This is a genomic window from Neorhizobium tunisiense (assembly GCF_039631515.1).
GTDB lineage: Bacteria > Pseudomonadota > Alphaproteobacteria > Rhizobiales > Rhizobiaceae > Neorhizobium.
In genome coordinates this window covers 166,644-182,033 of the sequence record NZ_JBDIUU010000008.1, presented here as the reverse complement: position 1 = coordinate 182,033, position 15,390 = coordinate 166,644, and the positions used below count along the sequence as shown (strand labels likewise).

General features: G+C 60.9%; 15 protein-coding genes. 9 read left to right on the top strand and 6 right to left on the bottom strand.

Annotation, left to right across the window (positions count from 1 at the left end):
• Positions 1–8: 8 nt before the first annotated feature.
• From ABCW43_RS22330 to ABCW43_RS22315, 4 genes are all read left to right on the top strand, one after another.
• Positions 9–1,079, top strand: a complete 1,071-nt coding sequence (locus ABCW43_RS22330) for an ABC transporter substrate-binding protein (RefSeq protein ID WP_345928519.1) — start codon at positions 9–11, stop codon at positions 1,077–1,079.
• 120 nt (positions 1,080–1,199) lie between these two features.
• Positions 1,200–2,936, top strand: coding sequence for an ABC transporter permease subunit (locus ABCW43_RS22325; protein ID WP_345928517.1), 1,737 nt, complete (start codon positions 1,200–1,202; stop codon positions 2,934–2,936).
• A gap of 49 nt (positions 2,937–2,985) precedes the next feature.
• Positions 2,986–4,044, top strand: coding sequence for an ABC transporter ATP-binding protein (locus ABCW43_RS22320; RefSeq protein WP_345928515.1), 1,059 nt, complete (start codon positions 2,986–2,988; stop codon positions 4,042–4,044).
• An 18-nt stretch (positions 4,045–4,062) separates the two neighbouring features.
• Positions 4,063–4,218 carry a hypothetical protein gene (locus ABCW43_RS22315; RefSeq protein WP_345928513.1) on the top strand — a complete coding sequence of 52 codons (156 nt, stop codon included), beginning with the start codon at positions 4,063–4,065 and terminating at the stop codon, positions 4,216–4,218.
• Here the strand turns inward: ABCW43_RS22315 and ABCW43_RS22310 are convergent.
• The 6 genes from ABCW43_RS22310 to ABCW43_RS22285 all read right to left on the bottom strand — a co-directional run bounded on the left by ABCW43_RS22310 (position 4,202) and on the right by ABCW43_RS22285 (position 10,044).
• A complete protein-coding gene (locus ABCW43_RS22310; protein ID WP_046627741.1) occupies positions 4,202–4,909 on the bottom strand; it encodes a GntR family transcriptional regulator in 708 nt (235 codons plus the stop codon). The genes ABCW43_RS22315 and ABCW43_RS22310 overlap by 17 nt on opposite strands.
• 94 nt (positions 4,910–5,003) lie before the next feature.
• Positions 5,004–5,801 (bottom strand): alpha/beta fold hydrolase, encoded by a 798-nt coding sequence (locus tag ABCW43_RS22305; RefSeq protein WP_345928510.1) that lies wholly within the window; start codon positions 5,799–5,801, stop codon positions 5,004–5,006.
• A gap of 4 nt (positions 5,802–5,805) precedes the next feature.
• Positions 5,806–6,651: a carbohydrate ABC transporter permease gene (locus ABCW43_RS22300; RefSeq protein WP_345928508.1), complete on the bottom strand. Its 846-nt coding sequence runs from the start codon at positions 6,649–6,651 to the stop codon at positions 5,806–5,808.
• A gap of 1 nt (position 6,652) precedes the next feature.
• Positions 6,653–7,597 (bottom strand): carbohydrate ABC transporter permease, encoded by a 945-nt coding sequence (locus ABCW43_RS22295; protein WP_345928506.1) that lies wholly within the window; start codon positions 7,595–7,597, stop codon positions 6,653–6,655.
• Between the two features lie 17 nt (positions 7,598–7,614).
• Positions 7,615–8,919, bottom strand: a complete 1,305-nt coding sequence (locus ABCW43_RS22290) for an extracellular solute-binding protein (protein WP_345928504.1) — start codon at positions 8,917–8,919, stop codon at positions 7,615–7,617.
• Between the two features lie 39 nt (positions 8,920–8,958).
• The gene (locus ABCW43_RS22285; RefSeq protein ID WP_345928502.1) at positions 8,959–10,044 is read right to left on the bottom strand and encodes an ABC transporter ATP-binding protein; all 1,086 of its coding nucleotides are present in this window, start codon (positions 10,042–10,044) and stop codon (positions 8,959–8,961) included.
• A 319-nt stretch (positions 10,045–10,363) separates the two neighbouring features.
• Between ABCW43_RS22285 and ABCW43_RS22280 the strand changes: the two genes are divergently transcribed.
• From ABCW43_RS22280 to ABCW43_RS22260, 5 genes are read left to right on the top strand one after another with little or no spacing between them, the layout of a single operon-like run.
• Entirely contained in the window at positions 10,364–11,140 is a 777-nt protein-coding gene (locus tag ABCW43_RS22280; protein ID WP_046627732.1) for an SDR family oxidoreductase, read from the top strand.
• A 5-nt stretch (positions 11,141–11,145) separates the two neighbouring features.
• Complete coding sequence (locus ABCW43_RS22275; RefSeq protein ID WP_345928498.1) at positions 11,146–12,276, top strand: pyridoxal phosphate-dependent aminotransferase; 1,131 nt, start codon at positions 11,146–11,148, stop codon at positions 12,274–12,276.
• 44 nt (positions 12,277–12,320) lie between these two features.
• Entirely contained in the window at positions 12,321–13,199 is an 879-nt protein-coding gene (locus tag ABCW43_RS22270) for an alpha/beta fold hydrolase (protein ID WP_345928496.1), read from the top strand.
• A 4-nt stretch (positions 13,200–13,203) separates the two neighbouring features.
• Complete coding sequence (locus ABCW43_RS22265; RefSeq protein ID WP_345928494.1) at positions 13,204–14,463, top strand: hydantoinase/carbamoylase family amidase; 1,260 nt, start codon at positions 13,204–13,206, stop codon at positions 14,461–14,463.
• Complete coding sequence (locus ABCW43_RS22260) at positions 14,460–15,389, top strand: cupin domain-containing protein (protein ID WP_345928492.1); 930 nt, start codon at positions 14,460–14,462, stop codon at positions 15,387–15,389. Before ABCW43_RS22265 ends, ABCW43_RS22260 begins: the two co-directional genes overlap by 4 nt.
• Position 15,390: the final 1 nt, after the last annotated feature.

The following is a 15,390-nucleotide window of genomic DNA, read 5'->3' as shown; positions in this document are numbered from 1 at the left end:
GGGTAAAAATGAATAACAATGTATCACGCCGTGGTTTCATGAAGACGACGACCGGGCTTGCCGCGATGGCGCTTGCAGCTCCGGTCATTCTGAAGGGCAACCGGGTATTTGCCGGCGAAACGCTGGTCGTACGCGACATGGGCGGCGCCTTCTACGAAGGTTTTAAGGTTGCCTTCTACGACACCTTTGCCGCCGAGACGGGTGTTACTATACAGACCAACACCAACGAGCCAGATCCGATCCCGCAGTACAAGATGGCGATCGATACCGACACCAAGCTGTTCGACGTCGCCCTAATGACGCCGGAACACGTGCTGCGCATTCGCAAGCTCGGCAACAACTATATGTTGCCCCTTAACATCGAAATTCCCAACAAGGTGGACTTCGCCCCGCACACGTTCGAACCGGATTTCGCCGGCGTCGCGATCTTCGCGCTCGCCATGGCTTACCGCAAGGACACCATGAAGACGGTTCCGACCAGCTGGGCCGATTTCTGGAACGCCAAAGCTTTCAAAGGCCGCCGTGGCATGTGGCGCAGCCCAGTTACGACGCTGGAAATGGCATTGCTCGCTGATGGCGTTCCGCTCGACAAACTCTATCCGCTCGACGTCGATCGCGCCTTCAAGAGCCTCGACAACGTCAAGTCCAGCATCGACATCTGGTGGACCTCGGGCGCTCATGCAACCCAGCTTCTTCAGAATGGCGAACTGGACATGATGTCGACCTGGTCGACACGCGCACAAGCAGCCATCAATGCCGGCGCACCGGCTGGCATCGTCTGGAATGGCGGCCTGTTCAACATCGATGGGTGGACCATTGCTGGCAACACCAAAAAGGCCGATCTTGCCCGCAAGTTCATCGAATGGTGCCTGGATGCAAAACGTCAGGCAGCCTACACGGGCATCCTGGCTTGTGGCCCGACCAACATGAAGGCCTACGAGCATCTAAGCGCGGAAAAGGCTCAGCTTTTGCCGACGGCACCCGCCAACATCAAGGGCCTGGCTGTTCTCAATGCTGCCTATTGGGCAGAGCATCAGGACGAACTAACCCAGCGCTTCGAACAGTGGATTCTGAGCTGATTTTCAGCGGGAACGACCACCTGAGCTTCAGGTCTCGCTGTTCGGCGAGGCCGCTTATCTGACAATGGATGGCCGGTTCTGCGCTAAGCTGGACGGGCCATTTCAACAAACAGGACATCCATGGCTGAACTTTCCGCCAAAGACACCTTCTCACGGAAGCGCCTGAGAGCGGATAGCCTCTGGCTTACCATGCCGGGGCTTGTCTACATGGCTCTGTTGCTGATCCTGCCGGCTGGCGCACTGATCTGGCAGTCCTTCATCGATCCGAGATCCGGTGCTTTCGATCTGACCGTCTATCGGCAGATGTTCTCGGCCGGCGTCTACGTGAAGGTGCTCGCCAACACGTTCGCCATCTCTGCCCAAGTCACCATTGTCTGCCTTCTGGTCGGTTATCCCATCGCTGTCTGGCTGGCCGGCATGCCGGAACGTCGCCGGCGCATGGCTATGTGGCTGGTCCTGCTACCGTTCTGGGTCAGCCCGCTTCTGAAAAACTTCGCCTGGATCGTGCTGCTCGCTCGCAAGGGCATTGTCGCGCAGATGTTGACCGGCATGGGTTTCGATACCCAACTCGACCTGCTCTACGGCCGCGGCGCGGTTATCTTCGGCATGGCGCATGCCATGCTGCCTCTCGCGATCCTCACAATGCTGCCGACCATGCTGTCGATCGACGGTCGCCTCATCCCCGCCGCCATGACCATGGGCGCGAGCCGTAGCCAGTCCTTCTGGCGCATCTTCGTGCCGCTTTCCATGCCGGGCGTTGCCGCTGCCGGCCTACTCATCTTCGTGATGGGCCTCGGGTTCTTCATCACGCCGGCTCTCCTGGGCTCGCCACGCGAAACGGTCATCGGCCAGATGATGATTACCCAGGTTCAGCAGCTGTTCAACCTGCGGCTTGGCGGCGCTCTTGCGACCCTCCTTCTTGCCGTGACTCTGATTACCATCGCCGTTTACGACCGTTTCTTCGGCATGTCGGCCGTCTCGGGCAATAGTGCTGCAGCCCGGCGCGGCGGCGTTATCGGTGCCATCGGCAGTGCAATGATCGAGATTGGTGCGTTTGTCAGCGACTTCGTTGCCAGCCTGTTCCCAGCGCGTCTTGGCCGTCGCGTCTTCACCACGTTCGTTTGGGTTGTTATCGCAATCATGATCGTGCCGGTTCTGGCATTCCCACCGATGGCTTTTTCCGGCTCGAGTTTTCTTGAGTTCCCACCGAAAAGCTTTTCGTTGCGCTGGTTCCAGACCTATCTCAGCTCTGATCAGTGGATGGGTGCAACCGCGCGTTCAGCCGTGGTCGCGATCGTGACAGGTGTTGTCGCAACCATCATCTCGGGCATGGCGGCCTATGGACTGGCACGCACACAACGCAAGGCCGGCGGCCTGATCTTCCTGTCGTTCATGCTGCCGATGATTGTACCCAATATCGTCATCGGCGTATCGTTGTTCTATGTGCTTGCTAAAGTCGGTCTGATCGCGACTAATACCGGCATCATCCTCGGCCACACGCTGTCGGCCATGCCGATCGTCTTCGTCATCCTGCTGACTACGTTCCGGAGTTTTGACTGGCGTCTGCTGCAGGCGGCCGGAACACTCGGCGCAAACGGCTGGCAGCAGATCCGTCTCGTCCTTCTTCCACTGATCAAGGGCGGTGCCATTGCGGCCTTCCTGTTCGGCCTGCTGCACTCCTTCGAAGAACTCACCATAGCGCTGTTCGTAGGTGCGGGCGTCAAACAGACGCTCCCAAAGCAGATGTGGGACGATATCATTCTCAGCATTTCTCCGACCCTGGCTGCTGCCTCGGTCTTCATCGTGGCGGTGGTGACAGTGCTCTTCGTCATCGCCGAAAAGGCAAGGCCGCGCTGACATGCGAAACCCCGCCGATCCCATCACGACCAAAGGAACCGCATTCGACATGTCAGCCGCCTCTGCGAACACGCCGGAAATCAAACTTAAGGTGAATGGCCTTGCCAAACTCTACGGCCAGACCACCGCACTCGATCATGTCGATCTCGAAGTCCGCACGGGCGAGCTTCTCACGCTTCTTGGACCCTCCGGCTCCGGCAAAACGACGCTTTTGCAGCTCATCTGCGGCCTGCAGGAACCGACGTCGGGCACCGTCATCATCGACGGCAAGGATCAGACTCACGCACCGGTCAATAAGCGCGACATTGGCGTCGTATTCCAGAACTACGCGCTCTTCCCGCATATGACAGTGGCCGAAAATGTCGGTTTCGCACTGAAAATGCGCCGTCTGCCGAAGGCCGAGATCGACGCCAAGGTGGCTAACGCGCTGGAAACGGTCGGCCTCGCGCATGCAGCATCACGCTCTCCCTCGCAGCTTTCCGGTGGCCAGCAGCAGCGCGTCGCCTTGGCCCGTTGCCTCGTCTACGATCCGGCGATCATCTTGATGGACGAGCCGCTCGGCGCGCTCGATGCCAAGCTGCGCGAAGCCATGCAGATCGAGATTAAACGCATCCACCGCGAGACGGGGGCGACGATCATCTTCGTCACCCACGACCAGCAGGAAGCGCTGGCACTGTCAGACCGCATCTGCCTGATGAACGACGGCAAGATCGCCCAGCTCGGCACGCCGCGCCAAATGTATGACGAGCCGCAGAACCTGTTCGTTGCAGATTTCATCGGCGTCTCGTCGATCATCCGTGGCACCGTGAGGGCCGGCGCGCTCGAAACTGCCATCGGGACGCTGCCGATCGGTGGCGAGGGTCCAGCCGACGGTACGAAGGGTGCGATCGTCGTTCGACCGGAAGTCATCACGCTCGGTGAAGGCTTCTGCGAGGGCCGGGTGCGCGAAACCGTCTATGGCGGTTCGGAACTGCGTGTGATCATCGACGCCGGCAAACAGGAAATCATCGCCCGGGCTCCCGCTCAGGCCGGCGACGTGGCGGTTGGCTCAATGGTGCGCTTCGGCTGGGCGCCGGACACCGCCCGCTTCCTCGCCGACAAGGGCTGAGCTTCAAGGAACCGAGACATGAGCGCCTTGCGTTTCCTCTATGACTGCGACCCCGGCGCCGACGATGCGCTGGCGATGCTTCTGGTGCTCGGCCGACCCGACGCGCTGGAGATGATCGCGCTCACATTCGGACAAGTGCTGATTACCCGCCGTAACGTTATTGGGAGAGGTTGAGGCGAGGGGGAAGCGACGAAATAAAGTCGGTCAACTGATCGCCCAAAAGCTGGACGTGGTCGCTTGCCGCCTTCTGCGCGGCGTCGGGATCGCCCGCATCGATCGAGTCCATGATCCGCACATGCTCGGCCAGCGTTCCCAGCATTCGCCCCGGCTGATAGGTGGCGCGCAACCTGTAGGCGCCGATCCGACGGCGGAGCTGGATAGTTTGTTCGGCGATGAAATGGGTATGCGCTGCCTCATAGAGCAGGTCGTGGAACTGCTGATTGATCTTGTAGAAGTTCACCGGATCGCCGGCTTCGTACGCCTTGACCAGTTCCTCATGGACCGCGCGCATGGCGGCCCGCTCAGTCGGCGTCGCGCGGCGCGCTGCAAGCTTGGCGCATAGTCCCTCGAGAGAGGCCATGACATCGAACATCTCGATGATCGCGGGTATCGACAACAGGGCGACATGCGTGCCCTGGCGCCCACGCGTTTCGATCAGGCCGATGGCGAGCAGCGATTTGATCGCTTCGCGGACCGGCGTTCGCGAAAGCCCGAACCGGCGCGATAATTCCATCTCGTCCAGCCGCTCGCCGGGCGCCAGACGGCCGTCCAGGATCATCTCCTCGAGATGATCACGCAACTCGTCCGATCGTGTCGCTTGGCGTGTCGCGACGACATTGGATATGCGAACCGCATCTTGGTTCAATTCGAATGCTCCTCTGCCGGCGTTGCTGGTGACCGGTCGGGCTTTAGTGGCGCGCATATACGTTCATTTCTCTGCTGCATTCAATATCATATAATCAGTATACCAAGTGGGCGATGCAACTTCTGATCTTGTCCACAATCATCGCCGGCGCTTCTACCATGGGAAAGTGGCCGGAATCGTAGGTAGCGATCGTGGTTTTGGCGAAACACGGCATGGGCTCGGGATGCGCCAGACGCGCCACGTAAAGTGAATTCAGCAGCATTTTCGGACAAGTTACCAGCGGCCAGCGATCTTCGGCATTCCAGAAGAACAGGTCGTCCTTGATATCCAGCGCGAAGTCGCCCGGTGCCGCGGCCAGCATGCCCTCGGTGATCCGGGCTCGCATGGCCTCTTCGGTGGTCGGATGAACGATCATATCGACCATGGCCCGCATCCGGCCTGGATAATCCACCTGGAAATCCTCGTGCCGACGCCGGATCTCGTCATCCGGCACACGTCCGTAATAGTCCCGGTCGGACAGCGTATCGAGACCGATCACCGCGGCCACTCTCTGCGGTGCGGCAATCGCCGTCTCCGTGGAGATGGGGCCGCCCATGGAGTGACCGACCAGGATGGCGCCCGAAATGTCGAGATGATCGAGGACATGCGCGACCGCCGCGCCCATGGCCGCGATTGTCTGGCCGCTTGCAGGCGGCGGTGCAGTGCCACCGAAACCGGGATGTGAAAGGACAAGGACCCGGAAATTGCGGGCGAGTTCGGGCCCGATGATATCCCAGTGATCGGCGCTGCCGCACCAGCCATGGATCAGCACCAGCCAATCTCCTGCGGCGCCGAGCGTACGATAGCCGATCTGGCCGCCGAAAGGCGCGTCCAGGAGAAGGAGATCGCTCATCTGCTCAGCCCTTTATCCCGCTGGTGGCCATGCCCTGGGTGAAGTACTTCTGGAGCAGCAGGAAGAGCAGAATGAGCGGCACCGTGGCGACCGTCGCTCCGGCAAATGTCTCGCCCCAGTTCGGCAGCTGGGTCGGCGAACCCTGCTGGGCGATTGCCACCTGGATGATCTGGCGCGCAGGATCCTGGACGATGACCAGAGGCCACAGGAAGCTGTTCCAGCAGAACAGGAATGTGATGAGCCCAAGCGTCACCATGGGTACCTTGACGTTCGGCAGGACGATGGAAAAGAAGATGCGCACATGTCCGGCACCGTCGATGCGCGCCGCATCCTCCAGCTCGGCCGGCAGTTCCTCGAAGGCCTGTTTCAGCAGAAAGAGACCGAAGGGGCTGGCGATCCAGGGGATCATGATCCCGACCAGCGTGTTGGAAAGGCCGAGCCCGGAAACTACCTGGTAGAGGGGCACCATCATAGCTTCGATCGGCAGAAGGAAGGTCAGAAGGATCAGCATGAAGACGACATTGGCGCCAGGAAACTTGATGCGGGTCAGCGCATAGGCGGCCATCGAGCACAGCAGCAGCGTGAACACCACCTGGCCGATCGCGACGATCGCCGTGTTCGACAGGGCTCTCAGGATATTCGTGCGCTCGAACAGCGACACATAGTTTTCGATCGTCGCGCCGACCGGCACGAAGGCGCGCCAGGAGAGCGGCGTCACGTCGCCAAACACGGTGAACTGGTTCTTGAGCGACGACGCTACGACCCAGGCATAGGGCGCCAGGAAACAGGCGATGATCAACAGGATGATCACGAGAGTAAGCGCGGTGCGGCGGATGCGGGTCGTTCTCATGTCAGTAGTTCCACCGCGATCGCAGGAGAGCCATCTGGACCATCGAGATGGCGAGGACGACGAGCAGCAGCACGACCGAAAGCGCCGAGGCATAACCGGCCTGCTGCATGATGAAGGCGGTATTGTAGATGTGGTAGACGATCAGGTTCGTCGCCTCCTGCGGTCCGCCCTGGGTCATCAGGAAGGCGGGCGCGAAGGCTTGCAGCGAAAACACGGTCATGATCACCACGACGAACAGCGTGGTCCGCGACAGGAGCGGTATGGTGATGTTCCACAGCACCTGCCACCGCGTGGCGCCATCGATGCGGGCCGCCTCGCCCAGTTCGGAAGGCACGCCCTGGAGACCGGCCAGAAACAGGATCGCCCCGAACCCGACCTGTTGCCACAGCGTCATGGCGATCAGTGATGGCAGGGCCTGCTGGGTGCTGGTCAGAAACGGTTGCCGGGCGATGCCGACGATATCCAGCGCGCCGTTGATCAATCCGTTCGACGGGTCGAGCAGGAAGGACCACATCGTCGCGATCACCACCGAGGACGTGACGACCGGCAGCATGATCATGGTGCGCACCAGGCCGCGCGCGGGCAGTTTCGAATCGAGGAAAAGGGCAAGCGCGAAGGCGATCGGGATGACGAAAACCACTACGCCGAAAGCGAAGAGGAAGGTGATGCCAAAACTTCTCCGGGCATCGTCGTATTCGATCATGTCGGCGAAGTTGCGCAGGCCGACAAATTTCTCCGCCGCCGGGTTGAGCAGCGAATAGTCGTAGAAGCTGTTTCTCGCCATCACCAGCAGCGGAACGTACTGGAAGATCAGCAGCAGCAGCATGAAAGGCGCGAGAAAGCCGACAGCGACCAGACGCTCCTGCTTTTGCCGCCGGGTGGCGGCCTTGCGTGGCCGGGTCTTTGCACCCGCCGGAACGGTAAGGGTCTGTTCGCCTGTCGACATTCTCGCGTCCATTGTCATTATCGGTCGAGGATACGCTGAACCTTCTTTTCAGCGTCCGCCATCAGTTCTGCCGGATTGCCACCGAAGGCAACGCCGCGAAGAGCCTCGCTGACGATCTTGTCATACTGGGCGAATTTCGGGCCCGGCGGGCGCGGCTGGCCCCAGGACTGCAGCTGATCGACGAACACCTTCATCGGATATTTATTGTAGACATCGAAGCGGGAGAACAGGCTCTTCAATGTCGGCAGATTGCCGCGCTGGCTGACGTTCATATAGGCATATTCGCCCCATGACATATCGACCACGAACTTTGCGGCGATCTCGGGATGCTTGGAGCGGGCGGTCGCACCGAACGTGGTCGAGCCCGTATGCACGACCGGCGTCTTGAAATACGGCAGCGGCGTGATACCCCATTCGATTTTCGGATCCTTGATCAGCGCGTTGCCGGCGGCCGGAGTATCGATGTAGAAGCAGGCCTTGGCATCGAAGAAGGCGTTCGGAATGCCGACCTTCGGCGCGACGCCTTCAGCGTTGAACATGGACTGGTAGAATTTCAGCGCTTCGACGGCTTCCGGCGTATTGAGATAACCTTCAGCGGTCTTGCCGTCCGGCGCGAACGCCCAAAAGGTCTTGTAGGCGCTGCTGGTCGGGGCTACCTTCGGGTCGCCGGCGGAGCGCTGGTAGATCAGGTCCTGATAGACGAGACCCGGCTGCCCGTTGCCGAAGCGGGTCGGGCCGAGGCCCCAGACCGTGGCGGCACCTGCCGGACCCTGTTGGCACTTCTTGAAGGCTTCGAGCGCCTGGGGCCATGTCCATGCCTCGGCAAGCGTCTGCGGCGGCTTCACGCCTGCGGCTTCGACCAGCTTCTTGTTGTAGTACATGGCAACGGTGGTCTGCTCGATGCCTGGCGAATAGACCTCGCCATTGTAGCTGTGCTCGGCCTTGGTGGCCGGCAGGATGTCGTCATCCCAGCCCTTCGGCAGGTATTTGGTGATCGGCAGCAGGATGCCGGCAGCCGCGTAGGACTGGGTGTTCGGGCCGTCATAGACGATGATATCAGGCGGGTTGGAGCTGGCTGCCTGGACCGAAATCGTGTCCGCGAGCTGCGGGAACGGGACTTCGTTGACTTCGAACTTGACGCAAGGATTGTCCTTCTGCCACGCTTCCATCGGTTTGGGATAGGGGTAGTTGCCAGGCGTTCGCAGGATGCGCAGCGTCACGGTTTCGCCGGTGCAGGCAGGCGTGCTTTGCGCGTTGGCGCCGGTCGCACCCAACGCCGTGGCGCCGAGCAGACTGGCAAAAACGATGGAATAGATCTTCATCAGCCGTTCTCCTTCTGGTGTTTTATCGGACGGCGTTTTTCAGATGGTGCCGCCGGTATCGGGGTCGAAAAGCGACATGCGGTCTTGCGCGATGCGGAGCGGCTGCTGACTTCCTTCGGGGAGCGCGTGCTGCGGCGCAAGCATGGCTGCGCAGGGCACGCCGGCAAGGGTGAAGTGAACCAGCGTGGTGGGTCCGAGCAGTTCGGCCATATCGACAGGAACCGAAAGATCCGGCTCGCCGTCGCCGGCCAGGAAGTGTTCCGGCCTCAGACCCACTTCGACCGTCTTGCCCACATACGGAAGGAGAGCATCGCGCCGGTCGGCTGGCGACGGCAGGGTGGTATTGTTGAGTTTCAGCACCGGCGCCCCGCCGTCCAGGGCGACTTGCGCCGGGAGGAAGTTCATAGAGGGGCTGCCGATGAACCCGGCCACGAAGCGGGTGGCGGGACGTTCATAGAGTTCCTGCGGCGTGCCCTGCTGCTCGATCTTACCGTTGTTCAGCACCACGACGCGATCGGCGAGCGTCATCGCCTCGACCTGGTCGTGGGTCACGTAAACGGTTGTGGCCTTCAGGCGCTTGTGCAGCCGGCGGATTTCCGTACGCATCTGTCCGCGCAGCTTGGCGTCCAGATTGGAAAGCGGTTCGTCGAATAGGAAGACTGCCGGATCACGAACCATGGCGCGCCCCATGGCAACACGCTGCCGCTGGCCGCCGGAAAGCTGCTTCGGCCGCCGGTTCAGCAGTGCGGAGATCTCCAGCACCTTGGCGACTTCCTCGACCTTGCGGCGTATTTCCGCTTTGTCCACTTTGGCGAGTCGCAGGCCGAAACTCATGTTCTGGGCGACGGTCATATGCGGATAGAGCGCGTAGTTCTGGAAAACCATGGCGATGTCGCGCTCGCGCGGATCGAGCTCGTCCACGCGGCGATCGCCAATCCAGATCTCGCCGCTGCTGACCTCTTCCAGGCCGGCGATCATGCGCAGCGTCGTGGACTTGCCGCAGCCCGAGGGGCCGACAAGCACCACGAATTCGCCGCTGCGAATATGCAGGTCAAGTCCATCGATCGTTGTTGCCGAAGCACTCTCGTAGGTCTTGCCCACCTTTTTAAGCTGAACGTCTGCCATGCCGGCTTTGAGGCCTTTTGCTCTCGAAAATTCCAGAGACCTGTTGGTCCTGCCATCCGGACATTAAGGGACGGAACATGTATTCGTGCAATAGGTAAATGTATACGGATATTATTTTTTTATCGTCCGGCCTAATTCGCCTATTTATTCGGCTAATTGCCTCTTCATTTTGCTTATATTGGCAGCATGTTGGAATAATGTAGCCATTAATTCTCTTTCTAAGGTTGAAAATTTCAGTCCTACGCAAAAAATCCATGGACAGAGCGCGGAAATGGCGTATGCAAAAAAGAGAAATATGTATTCAACATAGGAGACGCAGGTGGAACTGAATCTTGCCGGCAAAACGGCCCTCATCACCGGAGCATCCCAAGGCATCGGCTACGCGATCGCGAAGGTTCTGGCCGCTGAAGGTTGTCACCTCCACCTGGCCGCCCGCAACGGCGCAGCCATGCAGGCCCTTAAGAAGGAACTCGCCCAGTATCCGGTCAACGTTACCGTGCACGAGGCGGATCTGAGCACGACCGAAGCAATGGTCGCACTCGACAAGGCCTGTGGCGACTATGATATCCTGATCAACAATGCGGGTGATATCCCCGCCGGTTCGATCGAGGACGTCACCGACGAGGCCATCCGCCGTGGTTTCGATCTCAAGGTCTTCGGCTACATTACCCTTTCGCGTGAATTCTGGAAGCGCCGCAAGGGCCGCGACGGCGTCATCATCAACGTCATCGGCAATTCCGGCGAAAACTGGGATGCCGCCTATTTTGCTGGCTCGACCGGTAACGCAGCGCTGATGAGCTTCACCAAGGCACTCGGCGGCCGCAGTCTCGATCAGGGCATCCGCGTCATCGGCGTCAATCCCGGGCCGGTCGATACCGCGCGCATGTTCAAGATCATGAAGCGCAAGGCGATCGACATGCTCGGTGATGAGAGCCGTTGGAAAGAACTCTACGACAAGTATCCTGGCAAGCGCCCGGCCACGGCCGAGGAAGTCGCCGATCTCTGCGCCTTCCTCGCCTCGCCCAAGGCCGGTTACATCACCGGCACGGTCGTCACCATCGACGGCGGTATCGCGGCGCGTGGTTCGGTGATCTGACGATCATGAGCGACGCCCGCATTCGGAACCGCTATTTCGACGACCTGTTCTCGACGCCGGATCTGGCGTGGATGGGGCAGAACACCAACCACATCCCCGCGCATCCTGCTGTTCGCGAGGCCATGATCCGCTCGGTCGAGGCAGGTGAATTCAATGCCTACGCGCCGCCGATGGGTTTTGAGGCGCTTCGAACCGGGATTGTCGCCGATCTCGGCGTCCTGTCCGCAGAGGCGCTGGTGACGGAAGGTGGCGTCAATGCGCTGGCGATGATCTGCAAGGCGCGCGCCAGGCCCGGCACGACACTGGTGACGACGGATCCGACCTGGAAATGGCCGTGCATGTTTGCCGAACAGGCCGGTGCCGAAGTCATCCAGATTCCGATCTATGACCCTGCGACCAAATACAAGCTGACCCCGGATGCCCTGCGGGCAGCCGTCGACGAGCGTTGCGCGCTGATCTACATCGTCGATCCCAACAATCCGCTCGGCATCCGCTACGACCGCGAGGAAATCGAGGCCTTTGCCGAGATCGCCCGTTCGGTCGGCGCTTTGATGATCCACGACTGCACCTACCGCGATTTCGCCGACGGCCACACGCCGGTCCTTCAGGTCGCGCCGGAAGGTACCGTCGTTTCGCTGAGCTTTTCCAAGTGGCTGGGGCTCGCCGGCATGCGCATCGGCGCGCTCGTCGCGTCCCCCGCGCTGGTCGACGAGTTTTCGTCCGCCTCGACCTCCGTGCTCGGTGCATCTGTCGTCGCCCAGCGCGCCGCGATGGCCGGGCTTTCGGTCAAAACCGAATGGATGAAGGACGTACGGATTATCGACAGGGCGAACAAGGCGATGATCGTCGCGGCCGCGGAAGCTGCCGGCATCACGGTGCCGGTCCAGCCGTCGCACGGGAATTTCCTCGTGCTGGAAACGGCGGCCACTGGCGTTTCGCCCGAAGCGATCGTCGAGGCGGCCCGCCGCGAAGGCGTCATGATCCGGCAGGGTCGGTACCACACGGCGCGTTTCGGCGACCGGTTCATCAAGGTCTCGACCTCGGTGCCATCAGCCTGGGCCGAACGCTTCTGCGAAGGCCTGCCCGGCTATATCGCGACCGCGCGCACACTGAACGACGTGCCGGCCCTCTTCTAGGGCCGGTCTCTTGACCCAGCAGATTATACGGGAGAAGCCGGTTCATGTTCGTGACCAGCAAGGATGGCATCAAGCTCTATTACGAAACGGCAGGCGAGACCGGAACGCCGATCCTGTTCATCCACGAGTTCGGCGGCAATTACGACGCCTGGGAACCGCAGATGAACTTTTTTCCCCGGCGCAACCGCTGCATCACCTATGCGGCCCGCGGTTATGCTCCGTCCGATATCCCGGCGGGTGTCGAACAGTATTCGCAAGCACTGGCGGCAGAAGATGCCCTGGCCGTGCTCGACGGTCTCGGCATCGAGAAGGCCCATATCGTCGGGCTGTCGATGGGCGGCTTTGCGACGCTGCATTTCGGCCTGCGCTTCCCTGAGCGGGCGCTATCGCTGACGGTTGCCGGTGCCGGTTACGGCACGGAGCGCGCCACGGCCGATTATTTCCGCAATACGTCGCTGAAGGTCGCCGATAATTTCGAAAAGGATCCGGTCAGTTTCTCGAAGATCTATTCGCTCGGCGCAAGCCGCGTGCAGTTCCAGAACAAGGACCCGCGCGGCTGGGCAGCTTTTGCGGAGCGGCTGTCGCGGCACTCTGCCGTTGGTGCGGCCAACACCATGCGCGGCGTACAGTGCCGCCGGCCATCTTTCTGGGACCTGGAAGACGAACTGAAGAAGATGATGGTTCCGACCCTGATCATGTCGGGCGACGAGGACGATCATTGCCTCCAGCCGAGCATTTTCCTGAAGAAGACGCTTCCCGCCAGCGGCCTCGCGATCCTGCCGAAGACCGGCCATACGCTCAATCTCGAGGAGCCAGCCCTGTTCAACGCGCTGGTATCCGATTTTATCGCCCAGGTGGAAGCGGGCGCCTGGAAAGTGCGCGATCCGCGCGCCGATCCGGGACAGGTGATGCGGACGGAATAGCGCAATGACCGGCGTGGCCTCGATATCCCCGGAGCGGCTGTGGTCGCGGCTCATGGAACTCGGCAGAGATGGTGCCCTGCCCGAGAAAGGTGTCAATCGCCAGGCCCTGTCGGCCGAGGAAGTTCTTAGCTGGAGCCGCATCATCGCATGGGGCACCGAGGCAGGCTTGAAACCCTCCACGGACGCGGCCGGAAACCTTTTTCTGACACTCGACGGCAAGTTTCCCCACCTGTCGCCCGTCGTCGCCGGCAGTCATATCGACAGTCAACCGACGGGCGGTCTTTTTGATGGGGCATTCGGCACACTGGCGGCGCTCGAAGCCGTAACGGCTATAGCCGAGGCGGGCATGATACCGGAGCGGCCCATCACGGTTGTCGCATGGATGAACGAAGAGGGCAGCCGGTTTGCGCCCGGAATGATGGGGTCCGAGCTTTTCGCCGGCAGGCGAACGATGGATGAGGTCATGGCGGTCAAGGACGCCGTCGGTATCTCCGTCGCCGAGGCGCTGGCCGCCGTGCATGCCGCCTTTCCGGATATAGAGCATCGGCCGCTCGGTTTCCCCGTCCACGCCTATATCGAACCGCATATCGAGCAGGCGGACGTGCTCGAACGCGCCGGCGCGGTAATCGGCGTGGTTTCCGGCATTCAGGGCAAGAAGACCTACGAGATCATCATATCCGGACGCGAAGCGCATGCCGGCACCGAGCCGATGGAGCGCCGCCAGGACGCGTTGCAGGCGTTTGTGCGCATGGCGTTGCGCATGCAGCAGGACATGGCGGTCGATGACGTGGTGAAATTCACTATCGGCCGGCTGGAAATCCAACCCAACGCGCCGTCGGTCGTGCCCTCCAGCGCAGTCTTCCGCATCGATCTCCGGCATCCGGACAATGCTGTGCTCGACCGGCTCGGCCTGCGCCTGGAGGCGATCGCTGCCGAAGAGGCGCATCCCTGCAGCTTCCATATCAAACGCCTGGTCGATGCCCCCTCGAACACTTTTGACGAGGGGCTTCGGGCAGCGATACGTCGTTCCGCCGGCCGCCATGGCTATTCGGCGCTCGATTTGCTTTCGGCGGCAGGGCATGATGCCCGGCAGATGGCGCCGCTTGCCCCGAGTGCGATGATCTTCATCCCCTGTCGCGCCGGTCTCAGCCATCATCCTGACGAGTGGGCTGAACCGGAACACGTCGCAGCCGGCGCGGCCGTTCTTCTCGATCTGCTCCTGGAGCAGACAGGTCTTTCACAGAAATATGGAGATGCATCATGAGCACCGTCAACGACATGGCCGAAATGCCGGTTCAGCTGCCTCGCAATCCAGCCAATGCTGCCGAGGCGCGCAGCCGCTATTTCAACTCCGGCAATGCCTTCAATATCAAGCTTCCGCCGGTGCCGGGCAAGATCTTCACCGACGAACCGACCAGCGCTTTCGCGCTTGAAAAGACGGGGTTCATCAACTGCGATCTGTCCGCCGAAATGCAGTGCCCCTTTCCGGCGACGACCCCGTTGATGTTGGCCCGCTACGCGGTGGTCAAGTCCGGGGAAGTCCTGGATACGACGCTCACCAATACCGCGTCGATCTGGTACGTCATCAAGGGTAAGGCCGCTCTCTCCGTAGGTGACGAAAAGGCTGTACTGGGCGAGGCAGACGTCTTCCTTCTTCCCGGTGGCGTGCCTTCTGCCGTCACTGCGAGCCAGGACAGCATCTTCTGGCTGGTGGGCAATGATCCGCAGTTGATGTTCGATGCCTCGGCGCCGATCGTCGGCGAGGGCGCTGCCGTCAGCTTCGTGCATTACCCGGCAGGCGAGATCAGCCATCAGCTCGACGTGGTTTATGGGACCAACGCCAATGCCAGCACATCCGGCCATGCGCTGATCTTTTCGGCTGAAAAGACGGAAGCAAGCCGCAATATCGCAACGACGATGACCCTGTCGCTGAACACTCTGAAGCCGCGGAGTTTCCAGCCCCCGCACAAGCACAACTCCGCCGCGATCACGCTGGTGGTCAACGGCGATCCGGCCTATTCGATGGTGGCGGATGCCAAATGCGCCTGGTCGCCCTGGGCGACGCTGGTGACACCTCCGGCTGCCAAGCATAGCCACCACAATGACGGAGATACCCGGGCCGAATTCCTGATCGTCCAGGACGGTGGTTTCCACTATCATGCCCGCACGATGGGTTTCGAGTTCTACTGAT